The 13,394-nt window shown below is 52.0% G+C and carries 14 protein-coding genes; 10 read left to right on the top strand and 4 right to left on the bottom strand.

What is annotated here, in order from left to right:
- Nucleotides 1-162, bottom strand: a complete 162-nt coding sequence (locus KNP72_RS11605; RefSeq protein ID WP_214833415.1) for a hypothetical protein — start codon at nucleotides 160-162, stop codon at nucleotides 1-3.
- Between the two features lie 97 nt (nucleotides 163-259).
- Here KNP72_RS11605 and KNP72_RS11600 point away from each other — a divergent pair, with 97 nt between their 5' ends.
- The gene (locus KNP72_RS11600) at nucleotides 260-592 is read left to right on the top strand and encodes a hypothetical protein (RefSeq protein WP_214796541.1); all 333 of its coding nucleotides are present in this window, start codon (nucleotides 260-262) and stop codon (nucleotides 590-592) included.
- Between the two features lie 558 nt (nucleotides 593-1,150).
- Here the strand turns inward: KNP72_RS11600 and KNP72_RS11595 are convergent.
- Entirely contained in the window at nucleotides 1,151-2,005 is an 855-nt protein-coding gene (locus KNP72_RS11595; protein WP_138858645.1) for an HAD family hydrolase, read from the bottom strand.
- A 243-nt stretch (nucleotides 2,006-2,248) separates the two neighbouring features.
- On the opposite strand from KNP72_RS11595, the gene KNP72_RS11590 reads away from it, so the two are divergent.
- From KNP72_RS11590 to KNP72_RS11555, 8 genes are all read left to right on the top strand, one after another.
- Nucleotides 2,249-2,455, top strand: a complete 207-nt coding sequence (locus KNP72_RS11590; RefSeq protein ID WP_214711235.1) for a helix-turn-helix transcriptional regulator — start codon at nucleotides 2,249-2,251, stop codon at nucleotides 2,453-2,455.
- Nucleotides 2,452-3,150, top strand: a complete 699-nt coding sequence (locus KNP72_RS11585; RefSeq protein WP_214833412.1) for a DUF3169 family protein — start codon at nucleotides 2,452-2,454, stop codon at nucleotides 3,148-3,150. The genes KNP72_RS11590 and KNP72_RS11585 overlap by 4 nt, the downstream gene beginning before the upstream one ends.
- A gap of 63 nt (nucleotides 3,151-3,213) precedes the next feature.
- Complete coding sequence (kynU, locus tag KNP72_RS11580; RefSeq protein ID WP_214833409.1) at nucleotides 3,214-4,491, top strand: kynureninase; 1,278 nt, start codon at nucleotides 3,214-3,216, stop codon at nucleotides 4,489-4,491.
- An 11-nt stretch (nucleotides 4,492-4,502) separates the two neighbouring features.
- Nucleotides 4,503-5,342, top strand: coding sequence for a tryptophan 2,3-dioxygenase (gene kynA, locus KNP72_RS11575; protein ID WP_214833406.1), 840 nt, complete (start codon nucleotides 4,503-4,505; stop codon nucleotides 5,340-5,342).
- Between the two features lie 14 nt (nucleotides 5,343-5,356).
- Entirely contained in the window at nucleotides 5,357-5,980 is a 624-nt protein-coding gene (gene kynB / locus KNP72_RS11570; RefSeq protein WP_214833404.1) for an arylformamidase, read from the top strand.
- 125 nt (nucleotides 5,981-6,105) lie between these two features.
- Nucleotides 6,106-7,092, top strand: coding sequence for a glycosyltransferase family 2 protein (locus KNP72_RS11565; RefSeq protein WP_214719047.1), 987 nt, complete (start codon nucleotides 6,106-6,108; stop codon nucleotides 7,090-7,092).
- Nucleotides 7,040-7,429 carry a GtrA family protein gene (locus KNP72_RS11560; RefSeq protein WP_214719046.1) on the top strand — a complete coding sequence of 130 codons (390 nt, stop codon included), beginning with the start codon at nucleotides 7,040-7,042 and terminating at the stop codon, nucleotides 7,427-7,429. The genes KNP72_RS11565 and KNP72_RS11560 overlap by 53 nt, the downstream gene beginning before the upstream one ends.
- Nucleotides 7,426-9,957 carry a YfhO family protein gene (locus tag KNP72_RS11555; protein WP_214833402.1) on the top strand — a complete coding sequence of 844 codons (2,532 nt, stop codon included), beginning with the start codon at nucleotides 7,426-7,428 and terminating at the stop codon, nucleotides 9,955-9,957. Before KNP72_RS11560 ends, KNP72_RS11555 begins: the two co-directional genes overlap by 4 nt.
- Here the strand turns inward: KNP72_RS11555 and KNP72_RS11550 are convergent.
- Nucleotides 9,950-10,834: a MurR/RpiR family transcriptional regulator gene (locus KNP72_RS11550; protein ID WP_214719042.1), complete on the bottom strand. Its 885-nt coding sequence runs from the start codon at nucleotides 10,832-10,834 to the stop codon at nucleotides 9,950-9,952. The two genes, KNP72_RS11555 and KNP72_RS11550, sit on opposite strands and share 8 nt — an antisense overlap.
- Before the next feature lie 203 nt (nucleotides 10,835-11,037).
- On the opposite strand from KNP72_RS11550, the gene KNP72_RS11545 reads away from it, so the two are divergent.
- The gene (locus tag KNP72_RS11545; protein ID WP_214719040.1) at nucleotides 11,038-12,435 is read left to right on the top strand and encodes a 6-phospho-beta-glucosidase; all 1,398 of its coding nucleotides are present in this window, start codon (nucleotides 11,038-11,040) and stop codon (nucleotides 12,433-12,435) included.
- Nucleotides 12,436-12,473: 38 nt separating this feature from the next.
- Here the strand turns inward: KNP72_RS11545 and rbsB are convergent, their stop codons facing one another.
- Nucleotides 12,474-13,385, bottom strand: a complete 912-nt coding sequence (rbsB, locus tag KNP72_RS11540; protein ID WP_214719038.1) for a ribose ABC transporter substrate-binding protein RbsB — start codon at nucleotides 13,383-13,385, stop codon at nucleotides 12,474-12,476.
- Nucleotides 13,386-13,394: the final 9 nt, after the last annotated feature.

Raw genomic sequence — 13,394 nt, 5'->3', positions numbered from 1 at the left:
TTAGCGGCGTCGTTTTTGTTCGAACCAAGCTTGGACGAGAAAGCCCGTCACGCCAAGCGCCATTAAAAAATAGGGCACGATACGTGGGACAGCACCCGTTTCCCCTATCATCATGAGAATCAATCCGCTCCCGAACGTCCCGAGCCAATATATTTTCGGCATGTCGTCACTCCTCTACAATTTTTTCTTGTAATTTGTCAGAATTTTTCGTAAAATATTTTGAAATTCTTATTTACAGATATGGAAAGGAGACGCGCTCATGCCAAAACGAAACTGGGAGACGATTCTCCGATTCACCCTCGTCGTCACCATCACGGCCGCTACTTTCCTCTACGTCCGCTACTCGACCGAAATTAAAGAACGCGAGCGGGCTTTGGAGCAGTATCTTGCGACTCATTATAACATTTCGGCGGAAACCTATTCGATTGACGGTACCCTTTCCTTAAGCGGCTACGTCTATGATTTGACGTTCGAAGACGAACCTGACGCCGCTTACACGTTTCAGGTCGAACAGGCCGCAGACGGCCATCGTGTGAAGTTCGAACGAGCAGATGGCAAACAACCGGACCGGGTCGCCACGTTCGCCCCATAAGAAAAAGCGCCACGTCTGTGGCGCTTAACGGTGAGCGTTTCTAGTAGAGCGGACTTTCACCCGACCGAGAAAGTTACCGGCCGACCGTCCCATGCAATCAATCGATACGTGCTAGAAAATGGACGCGGTTCAGAACGCGATTTCGGAGCGTTCGTTCGTCTGAACATCAATCTGGCCCTGCACAGAGACATTGCCTCCAAAACGGCCATGACTGCGTTTCGACGTAATAAGGTTGAAATCCATCATGAACCTCATCATGCCCACCTGTTTTGAACCACCGAGCTTCCTAGACGTTTTGCCTCCCACATATCCTTTTTGTCTGCCCCTCACCTCTCGCGCGAGGTCAGGTGGACGACAGTTTGAATCAGGAGATCACCTAGTCCGCCGGTCTTTCAACCAACTTGTCTCTCGTTTCACCGAGCCGGCCTCAGTCAAACAACGATTGAATCTTCGTTTCATCCGTTGCCCCCTTTCAGCTCAACACGTTGAATGAGGACTACACTAATACATTAACCGTTTTACGTGACATCGAATCCCTGTTCACCATTTCTCCAAAATTTAGTCGTCGATATAATGGTCGAGCGCATAGGCGACGCCATCGTCCTCAACATCCTTCGTGATATGGGTGCTGATGTCTTTCAACGGATCGACGGCGTTCCCCATCGCAATCCTCGTTTCCGCCACTTCGAACATCGAGATGTCGTTCAAATTGTCCCCAATGGCCACAATATCCGCTTGTGGAATGCCGTGATGCTCTGCCAACTGCGTCAAGGCCATCCCTTTGCTCGCATTCGGATGACCGATCTCAATTTTCGTCCAGCCTGCCGTCGTGATCAAAATGTCGGTCCGGGGCTCATACAGTTTCCGGAGCTCGTGCAGTTTGCGCCGATCGAACGAATAGACAAAAACTTTGTACACTTCGTCGGCCTCAAAGTCGATGTCCTCGATCGCATCAACATATGTCAGCCCGAACTGTTCGTTTTGAATTTCAATCTCCCGCTCGCCCCATTCCCGTGAGAACGATTGGTCGTGTGGCAACACCTCATCCAACTCGCCCTTCAGTAAATCGGTACCCGAACGGAGTACTTTCACCCCGGCATTCGTATAAAATTCGACATACGCTCCGTGCTCATGGGCCACATCCCACAACTCCTGTACGACGTCTTTCGGGAGCGCGTGGTAATAAATGCGTTCGTTCTCATAGAAAGCGATCGCCCCGTTCCCGGACAAGATTGGACAAGTCAATCTGCTCCGTCGCAGCAACTCTTCGATATCGTGAATCGATCGGCCCGAAGAGATGGCGACCAAATCCCCCTCGGCTTGGCGACGCCGGATTGCGTCTTGGTTCGTTTCTGTGATGACACCAGTTCGAGACAATAACGTCCCGTCTAAATCGATGGCAATCAACTTCATCCTCATTTCCTCCTATTTCAAAATCTATTTTTTTCCCCTGATTTCACACCCCTCAATATTCAGATTGTACACCCTAATACGCGATTCAGTCATCCATACAGGCAGATGGTAGTTCCATCACCGTAACCCCTTCGTGAAATGAGTCATTCTGATAACAATTTTGACAATTATAATTTTCATATTGACTAATATAGTTGTCAAAATGAATATCATCGATTACACTATCCGTAATGAGGTGATTCAATGAAAACACGATTAAAAGAATTGCGCGCTCGCTTCGGAATCAATCAAACCGAGTTGGCGAAACGCGCCGGCATTTCACGACAGACGGTCAGTTTGATTGAACGGGAAGAGTTCATGCCGTCCTTGTTAATTGCCGTCAAAATCGCGCGCGTCTTTGATGAGTCAATTGAAGATATATTTCAGTTTGATGAGGAGGAACTACGATGAAGTCATGGCTAAAATTTGGACTCCAAATGTTCGTTGGCGGGGTGTTCGGCTATCTCGGCATGTACGCATATTTGAACAATGAATTGATTCAAATCGATTTAACGGCTTACGAGCTTCCGATGATGATTCTGCTGACGTTACTCTTGATCGGATTGTTTGCCTGGGCACTCAGTCGCTATCAACTCATTCGCCACCTACTCCACACACCATTGGCCGGTGAGGAAGAAGATGAGGCGGAAGGTAGCATGTATCGGGCCTATAGTGATGGGACACTCGTTTCGACGTTGATAATCATCTTCAGTCTCGTCTCGATGAGCCTCGCCCTACTGACTGATCAATCGATATGGTTCTTACTCTTTAACTTCTTTACGTTATTAGGTTCATTCGTCCTCTCTTATGCGTTTAACGCGCTACTATCCGTCATGTATCCTGATCGTACGCTACCAAAGTTATCGAATCCCGATTACGCCCAGCGACTACTTGAACTTTCCGATGACGGAGAAAAACATGTCATGTTACAAGGTCTATATCGAACGAACATCACCTCGAGCGCGCTGATGATGTTCGCCATCATCGTGTTGCTCGCCTACTCACTCATGACCGGTGATTCCCAGCTCTTCTCGATTTTTGTCTTATCGTTCATCATGGTGTTCACGAACATTCAATACATTCGAATCATTCGTACCAAAAATTGACGCTCCTCTCTAGGTTTGCTACGCTTTTGTCAGAATTGCATGACGAATTTTAGGGGGATGAGAATGTTACAAGATTTCACACGGGCGTACGCGGAAACACACGACGCCAGCGACTCGCTCGCACCATACCGGGGAGAATTTTATTTGCCGCAAGACGGGATTTATATGGATGGGAACTCGCTTGGGCTCCTATCGAAACGGGCCGAACGGACGTTACTCGAATCGCTGAGCGACTGGAAGGAACTCGGCATTGATGGGTGGATGTCGGGACGTCACCCATGGTTCAACTTGTCGGAACAACTGGCCGCGCTCAACGCCCCGCTCGTCGGCGCGAGAGCCGAGGAAGTGATGGTGACGGGTTCGACGACGGTCAACTTGCACCAACTCGTCGCCTCGTTCTTTGAGCCAACAGGGAAACGGACGAAGATTCTGGCTGACACACTAACGTTCCCATCTGATATTTACGCTTTGAAGAGTCAACTCGAGCTCCGTGGACTCGACCCGAGCGAACATTTGGTCCAAGTCTCGAGCCCGGACGGACGCTACTTGAAAGAAGACGACATCATCGCGGCGATGACGGACGATATCGCCTTAATCGTCTTACCGACCGTCCTCTATCGCAGCGGACAGATTCTTGATATGGCGCGCCTCGCCAAGGCGGCGCATGAACGGGATATCTTGATCGGTTTTGACGCCTGTCATTCGGTCGGCGCCATCCCGCACGCGTTCCATGACTGGGGCGTCGATTTTGCCTACTGGTGCAACTATAAACATTTGAACGGCGGACCGGGCAGTGTAGGCGGTCTATTCGTTCACGAGCGTCACTTCGGGACGACGCCTGGGCTGGCCGGTTGGTTCGGATCGCGCAAAGACAAACAGTTCGATATGGATCACACGATGACACCGGCCGATGACGCCGGAGCATTCCAAATCGGGACACCGCACGTCTTGAGCCTCGCCCCGCAACTCGGAGCCCTCGAGATGTTCAACGAGGTCGGGATGGACGCCATCCGCGAGAAATCGCTCGCTTTGACGACGTATATGACCGCACTGATTGACGAAGTGCTCGCCCCATACGGTTTCGTGATCGGCAGCCCGCGCAACGAGACGCAGCGCGGCGCCCACTTAAGCCTCGAGCATCCGGAGGCGGCCCGCATCTGTAAAGCGCTCAAACAGCATCGCGTCATCCCGGACTTCCGGGCCCCGAACATCATCCGTTTGGCACCGGTCGCGCTGTATAACACGTTCACCGATGTGTATGACGTCGTGATGACGTTACGGACGATTATGGAAAACAAAGAATACGAGGCGTTCGAGAACGTCCGCGAAGTCGTGGCCTAAGGAGAATCAATATGAGTGAACGGATTGAACATAACGTCGAGCAATCGATTCAGACAGACTTTTCGAAAGACATGTCATACGGAGACTATTTGCAACTCGACCCAATTCTTTCGAGTCAGCACCGCTTATCGGACCATCATGACGAGATGCTGTTCATCATCATCCACCAGACGAGCGAGCTGTGGATGAAGCTGATTTTGCATGAACTGACGGCGGCGACGACCGCCATCGAGACCGGAGAGCTCGAGCGCTCGTTCAAGATGCTCGCCCGCGTCTCGAAGATTCAACAACAGCTCATCCAGTCGTGGAGCGTCCTCGCGACGTTGACCCCGGCCGAGTACTTGGAGTTCCGGGACAAGCTCGGTTCGTCGTCTGGTTTCCAATCGTACCAGAACCGCCAAATCGAGTTCGCGCTCGGCTTTAAGAACGCGCGCACGCTCAGTGTGTATGCCCATGACGAGAAGCTATACCCGCTCCTCGAGTCGTCCCTGCAGGCACCGAGCATCTATGATATGACGGTCCGCGAGATGCACCGCCGCGGTCTCGCCATCGATGACGCCGTGCTCAACCGCGACGTCACGAAAGATTGGGAATGGAACGAAAGCGTCGAAGCGGCTTGGGTCGAAGTGTACCGAGACGTCACCAAATATTGGGACTTGTATGAGCTCGGCGAGAAACTGCTCGATATCGGCAGCCAGCAACAGATGTGGCGCTTCAACCATATGAGCACGGTCGAGCGGATTATCGGTCAAAAGATGGGGACCGGCGGCTCGTCCGGCGTCAACTATTTGCGACGCGTCCTCGACCACCGTTTCTTCCCTGAACTTTGGACCGTCCGAACAAAACTGTGAGGAGGACGAACACGATGACATGGATTGATGTTTCGCAACCGCTTGAAGACAGCACGACGACATGGCCGGGCGACACCGCCTTCCGTTATGAGATCGCCTGGCCGATGGCCGACAGCGGATCGGTCAACGTCGGCAAAATGACGATGAGCCTCCATTCCGGCACGCACATCGACGCTCCATTCCATTTCGACGACGCCGGACAGCGCGTCATCGACCTCGACCCGGGACTTTATATCGGACCGGCCCGGGTCATCCATCTTCCTGGCCGCGAACAGATCGAGGCGTCCGATTTGGACGGCTTTGACTTGACCGGCGTCGAACGGCTGATCCTTAAGACGGACGGCTGGCCGGACAAGCGTACGTTCCCGGACCGCATCCCGGAACTGACGCCTTCACTCGCCGACCGCCTCGGTGACCTTGGGATTTATTTGATCGGTCTCGATTTGCCATCGGTCGATGCAATCGACAGTAAAGAGATGGCGGCGCATCATGCGCTTGCCCGCAACGGGGTCCATATTCTTGAAGGACTCGTCCTCGACCATATCGCCCCTGGTGATTATGAATTGAACGCCGTGCCGCTCCCCATCGTCAAAGGAGATGGCAGTCCGGTGCGCGCACTGTTGCGTTCATTGGACTGAACGAAGAAACATCTACTCTTCCCGGGTAGATGTTTTGTTTTTACAGTCATTCTGTAAATCAGGCATGAGTTCCGGCTCGTTCGGGAACAAGAGACGTATGTGTCACGCCCGAAAGGAGTCAATCTATGCAACTCATTTCCTTTGTTCTCCCAGCTTATAATGAAGAGACAAACATCCCGCTCATCTTCCAAGCCATCCATGAACAATTTCTTGATAGCGACTATCATTATGAAATCTTGTTTATTGACGATGCAAGTACCGATCGCACTCTCGAGACGATCAAATCGCTAGCAGTTCGTCGTCCTGAAATCCGGTATATCTCGTTCTCTCGGAACTTCGGGAAAGAGGCGGCCATTTTAGCAGGTCTGCAACACGTGAACGGAGACGCGATGATTTTAATGGATACCGATTTACAACATCCGACGACACTCATCCCGAAACTGATTACGGGCTTTGAGGAAGGTTACGACCAAGTCATCGCTAAACGGGACCGGACCGGCGAGAGCGGCATCCGAAAATTGGCATCCCAAACGTACTACTCGTTAATTAATAAAATTGTCGATATCGAACTCGAAGACGGGGTCGGCGATTTTCGATTGCTCAGTCGTGATGCCGTCGATGCGATTCTTCGGATGAACGAGAATCAGCGCTTCTCAAAAGGATTGTTCTCTTGGATTGGGATGGAACAAAAAATCATCACCTATCAAAACGTCCTTCGCCAAAATGGAGAGACGAAATGGTCGTTTCGTCAATTGTTCAATTACGGCGTCGACGGCTTGATTTCGTTCAACTCCAAACCGCTCCGCTTCTGCTTCTTTACCGGGGTCTCGATTCTCGTCCTGTCGATGTTGTACATTTTATTCACGCTGTTCGGGATTATTCAAGACGGCGTCGAAACGCCAGGCTATTTCACGCTCATTTCGGCCATCCTTTTGCTCGGAGGGATTCAACTCGTCAGTCTCGGGATTATCGGTGAATATGTCGGACGTATCTACTTCGAGACAAAACAACGTCCCGCTTATTTGATTCAAGAGACTAATATGCAAAGGAAGAGTGTGAATGAACAATCGGAAGGCAGAGTTTATAAGATTCATCGTCATCGGGGGAATTAACACCCTCAATTACTACGTCGTTTATATGCTGTTTCATTACGTATGGAACATCAGCTATGGGGTCTCTCATGTGGTGGCGTTCGCGCTCAGCATGGTCGCCTCTTTCTTTTTAAACAGCTATTTCACGTTCAACGTCAAACCGACGCTACGCAAATTTCTACAGTTCCCGCTGACACAAGTCGTCAACTTCACGGTCACGACCGTCTGTATTTATGTGCTCGTCGAACAGCTCCGGGTGTCGACTGCCATCGCCCCCCTGTTCGCCATTTTCATCGCCGTACCGGCGACGTTCATCGTCACGAGTAAGATTTTGAAGCAGGGGCACTCCGCCATATGAAGAAAAAATTGCTCATCGCCGCCGCTTTACTCGTGTCCATCGTCGCCCATTCCTTTTTCATCTATTATCAGTCACAAGGCGGTTACATCGCTGGCACGAATGACGGATTATCGCAGATGGTCCCGTTCAAACATTTCCTGTACGAGACGTTCCATAAAGGAAACCTCGTCTATGCGGAAGACTTCGGCTTTGGCGGTGGAATCATCACGCAGCTCGCCTACTACTATGCGACTTCGGTCGTGTTTTGGCTCACGGTCTCCGTTGTCTCCCTGTTCGACGCACTCGGACTCGTCACGCCAAATCTCGAACTATGGTTACAGCTCACTCTCGTCGTCAGCATCATCCGTCTCGCCGTCGTCCTATTGTTAGCGACACACGCGTATCGGCTGTTCCACGTCAAACTGCCACACGCCTTCGTGGGCGCTGTCCTATACGGAGTATCCGTCATGTATATTCGCCATGTGACGTTTTGGGAATTTTTCGCAGACGCCTTTCTCTGGGTCCCGCTCCTCGTCATCGGTCTCGAGCGCATCATCCGGCTTGGGCGCGCCGACTTCTTCATCGTCATCAGTGCGCTTATGCTCGTCAATAACTTCTACTTCGCCTACATCAACTTGGTGTTCGTCTTTGTCTACGTCGTGTTCCGCCAGTTCATCCGCTTCCCGGAAGATCGTCTCAGACGCCGACAACAGTGGCTACTGTATAGTGGATCAGGTGTGCTCGCGTTGCTCCTCAGCGCGTTCGCATTCATTCCGGCGACGTATGGATTTCTGCAAAACGAGCGACCGTCTCTCGAGCACGAGATTGACCTGGTGCGCTTCGATAATATTTTGTATGATAGCCGCCTGTTCATCATTCCGGCCGTCTTCATCCTGTTCGCCCTCTATCGTCCACTTTATCGCCAGACGGCGTTTCGTCTTTTTGCGGCGATGAGTCTTTTATTCACGGTACTTCACTTCAGCCCACACGTCGGAAGTTTCTTCAACGGTTTCTCGGCTCCGCAATATCGCTGGGAATATCTCGCGAGCTTTACGATTGGTGGTGCGGTCGCGGTCGGATTGTCACATTGGCGATTTGAAAAAAAATCGTTCTATATCGCCGCAACGAGTACGGTCTCGCTTTATCTCCTACTCGGTTTGTTCGGGGAGGTCGCGTCGTGGTCAGTCAGTCTTGTCATCTTTGGATTGATGCTCGCCACCGTGGCGTCGCTTTGGTGGAAACCAATGATTACGCCGTACCTGCTCATCGTCTCATGTCTCGTCGTCTTTAACGGCTACACGAAACTCGTGCTTCACGATCAAGCCATCGTTAAGACGAACGAGTCATTCGTGAACAGTTCCAACTATGACAGCGCCGAACAACGGGAACTGATTGCACTCGTACAAGAAGAGGCCGCCCCGCTCGAACGTCTCGATTGGATGGTTCCTTTGCGCAACAACACACCCATCGTCCAATCGTTCCTCGGGACCAGCCTGTACTCGAGCATATTGAACGGGAACCTGTTGACGCTCTATTGGAACGACCTCGAAATCGATACGGGACGGGAAAGTGTGAGTCGGTACGGAACGCTCGGCAATCGCGCCAACCTGCATCACTTACTATCAAGCCCTTACTGGATGCGTAACCAAAACGTGGCGAGCGAAGCGCCTTACGGGTTCAACTTGCTCGCCGAGACGGAACGTTACGCCGTCTATGAAAGCGGGACGCGCCTCCCGTTCGTTCGCACGACGACGTCTACCTATCGCCAAGCTGATCTTGACGATGTCTCGATGTTGACGCGCGAGCAGACGATGCTCTCAGGTGTCATCTTAGAAGCTGGACGCGACACACCGACTCCGGCTCGGACCATCGACGTTATGACCGAAGAAGTCGAGGCTGCATTAGATGGCGATACACTTCGTGTCACCTCTGATGAAGGCGGCATCGACTTGATTCCGGACGTCCCGTCGACGGCGAGGGGAGACTTGTATGTCTCCTTCGACATTCGAAAGCTGGAGGGCGACGGGTTCTTCATCAAACTGGGTGGATACCGGACGACACGTAAACCAGAGGAGTCGATTTACCGGACCGACCTCACATCGATGACGCTACGCACGCCGATGTCCGAGCGCGTCCCGTTACGTCTTCCCGAAGGCACGTATGCACTCGAAAATGTGACCGTCGAGTGGGAAGATTATGCGACGCTCGACTCGGTAGTCGAGGAGACGAAGACGCGTCCTGACATCCCGGTCACTTGGGATGGTCCCGACTTTGACTTCACCGTCGAGGAAGCCGAGCCAGGAACGTATGCTGTTCTCCCTGTGCCGTTTGAACGCGGATGGCGCGCTTCCGTCAACGGAGAAACCCGTGACGTCTTACAGGCCAACTATGCGTTCAGTGCGATTCAGCTCGATCAAGGGCGAAACGAGGTCGAATTGACATATCGACCGCCATTCTTTAATATCACAACGGTGATGACGTTGCTTGGTCTCGTGTTGTTCATCAGCTATCGCGTATATGTACGCCGCAAAGAGCATCCGTTCACGTGAACGGATGCTCTTCTTCTTGCATGACCTCACTTGAAATTTTTCGATGGTCGAACCGTTTCGAAATTTGCACTTTGTAAGCCATGTTCGCCTCATAGTCTTTCGAGAACACACCCGCGTACAACAGGTCGAGCAGACAATGAATCGAATCGTTCGTCGTGAAGCTCCCAATTTTCGAGTAGAGGCGCTCACGAGTCGTCAAACGGAGCGTGCAGTCGGCCTGGCTCGAGATCGCGTTCTCTCCGAGACTCGTCAAGGAGAGCACCGGCACACGTTGTTTCTTTAAGTAAGGGATGAGCCCGAGCGTGTAATCGCTCTCCCCCGTATACGAGATGAGGAGCGCGCACGTCGTTTCATCCGAGTTGGCCGCTTCGAACTCGGCATCGAATTCACAGAGGCTGACTTGTTTGCCAATTCGGTTCATCTTTGACTTGAAGTCGTGACAGAGCAACAAATTATGGATAACAGAAAAGACTTTGATGTGCCGTGCCTCACACAACATCGTTACGGCCTGCTCGTACGCCTCATGATCGAGCAACGACAACGTATCCTCAATCGTCATCTGTTTGAGCGCCGCTAACTTGTTCGCTACGACCATCAACTGGTCGCCGGCCGCAAACGGCTCGTTCGCATCGATGTCTGAGAAATGACGGTTCAAATACTCGATTTCCTCCAAAAACTGCTCCTTCAACTCGACCCAACCTGTGAACTCCAATTTCGCAGCGATTCGGCTAAGGATGGACGGGTGCGTATACGTCGCCGCAGCGATTTGCTTCATCGTCTGATCGTGAATCCGCTCCCGCTCGGCAAATAAATAGTCGATCACGTCTCGTTCCGACGGCGAGAATCCATCCTGCTTCATTTTTTCAGTTAACAGCATAAGCCAGCTCCTCACGTGAATGACGTTCACAAAAAACGACTTGATTTTGTTTTATTTTGTAAACGCTTTCTGAGTTCTTTTGAAATCTATTGTGTTCATTTTTCTCTATTCTATACTGAAATGGACAAACGGATACAGTTCGAGTATCACATTTCGTTTACACACGATTGATTTTTTTGTGAACAAACAAGGAGGAGATTCGTATGACAACCGGAATTAAACTCGTCACCATTGGGGGCGGTAGCAGCTATACACCAGAATTGATGGAAGGGTTCATTAAGCGGTATGAAGAGTTACCGATTCGCGAAATTTGGCTCGTCGACATCGAGGCCGGTCAAGACAAACTCGACATCGTCGGACAAATGGCGCAGCGAATGTGGGACGCTTCTCCGTATGACGTTAAAGTGCATCTGACGCTCGACCGTCGAGAAGCGTTACAAGACGCCGACTTTGTTACGACCCAGTTCCGTGTCGGTTTGCTCGACGCCCGCATCAAAGATGAACGGATTCCGCTCTCGTACGGCATGGTCGGCCAAGAGACGAACGGGGCCGGCGGTATCTTGAAGGCGTTCCGTACCATTCCGGTCATCCTTGATATCGTCGAAGACATGAAACAGCTCTGTCCGGACGCCTGGCTCGTCAACTTCACGAACCCGAGCGGAATGGTGACCGATGCGGTCATCCGTTACGGCAAATGGGACAAAGTCATCGGCCTGTGCAACGTGCCGGTCAATGCGATGATGGCAGAACCGGAACTGATTGGTAAGAAACCGGAAGAGTTGATTTACTCGTTCGCCGGATTGAACCACTTCCATTGGCACCGGGTTCATGACGTGCATGGTCAAGACGTCACGCGCGACATCATCGACAAGATGTATGACGGCGATTCGGGCATCCCCGCCAATATTCATGACATGCCGTTCTTCAAAGAACAACTGCAACAGATGAACATGATTCCTTGCGGCTATCACCGATACTATTACCGTGCCGAAGAGATGCTCGCCCACATGCTCGAGGAATATCGGGACCCGGCCGTCGGCACACGTGCCGAGCAAGTGAAGCAAACCGAAGCCGAGCTGTTCGAGCTGTACAAAGACCCGAACCTCGACCATAAACCGGAGCAACTGTCTAAACGCGGCGGTGCCCACTACTCGGACGCGGCGTGTGAGACGATCGCCTCGATTTACGCCAATAAGAACACACATATCGTCGTCTCGACGAAGAACAACGGGGCCGTCCCGGACCTCGCCCCGGACGACGTCGTCGAAGTATCGGCCTATATCGGGGCGACCGGTGCGAAACCAATCGCGTTCGGCGCACTCGCCCCCGCTGAAAAAGGATGGCTCCAAGTGATGAAGAACATGGAGCGGTGCGTCGAAGAAGCGGCCGTGACCGGTGACTACGGACTCGCCCTTCAAGCGTTCATCATCAATCCGCTCATCCCGAGCGGCGAGACCGCGAAACGGGTGCTCGATGAACTGCTCATCGCCCATAAAGCGTACTTGCCACAGTTCGCCGATAAAATCGCTGAACTCGAAGCGAGCGGCGTCACGATCAAAGACGAAGTCGTTCAAGCACTCCAACCTATTCATCAAGCATAAAAACAGCCGACGCACCTCGAATGCGTCGGCTGTTCATATTATTTAATCAATTCGAGGTCGACCGGGATGTTCTCTTCCACTGTCTCCCCTTTTAAGTGGTTCACAGCAGCCTCGACACCGAGTTTTCCAATCTCTGTCGGTTTCTGTGCGACCGTCGCAGCCATCGTTCCGTCCTCGACCGCCTTGACGGCATCATCCGTCGCATCAAAGCCGATGACTTTGACATCGTTCAAGCCGGCACTGTTCAACGCTTGAACGGCACCGAGTGCCATCTCATCATTATGAGCGAATACGGCGACGATGTCTTTATTGTCTTGCAAGATGTTCTCCATGACCGTCAACCCTTGGGCCCGGTCAAAGTTAGCCGACTGTTTGGCAACGACGTCAAGTTTTCCATCGATTGCTTCGTTGAATCCTTGACCACGGTCACGTGTCGCTGACGCTCCTGGAATCCCTTCGAGTTCGACGACTTTCCCGCCTTCGCCGACGAGTTCAACCATATAGTCACCTGCGAGCTTCCCACCAGCGACGTTATTTGACGCCACGTGCGCGACCACGTCGCCTGACTCGGCGTTACGGTCGACCGTGATGACCGGGATGCCCGCATCGTTCGCACTTTGAACGGCTGCACCGACTGCTTCCGAATCGGTCGGGTTGATAAGAATCAAGTCCATCCCTTTTTGAATCATGTCTTCGACGTCGCTCACTTGTTTGGCCGCATCGTTTTGCGCATCGGCGACCGTGAGTGTCGCATCGAGTTCAGTTGCTTGCTCTTCCGCACCGTCTTTCAACGCGACGAAGAACGGGTTGTTTAGTGTCGAAATCGAGAGCCCTATTTTGAAGTCCCCGTCTTTCGTCTCTTGCTCCGAACTTGTCCCCGGTTGTTCCGTCGAACAAGCTGCCATGACGACCATTGTCAATACGAGTAGCCAAGCTGTCCATTTTTTCATCTTCCGTTT

The organism is Exiguobacterium sp. s152 (genome assembly GCF_018618335.1).
GTDB lineage: Bacteria > Bacillota > Bacilli > Exiguobacteriales > Exiguobacteriaceae > Exiguobacterium > Exiguobacterium chiriqhucha.
This window is presented reverse-complemented; position numbering and strand designations above follow the sequence as displayed.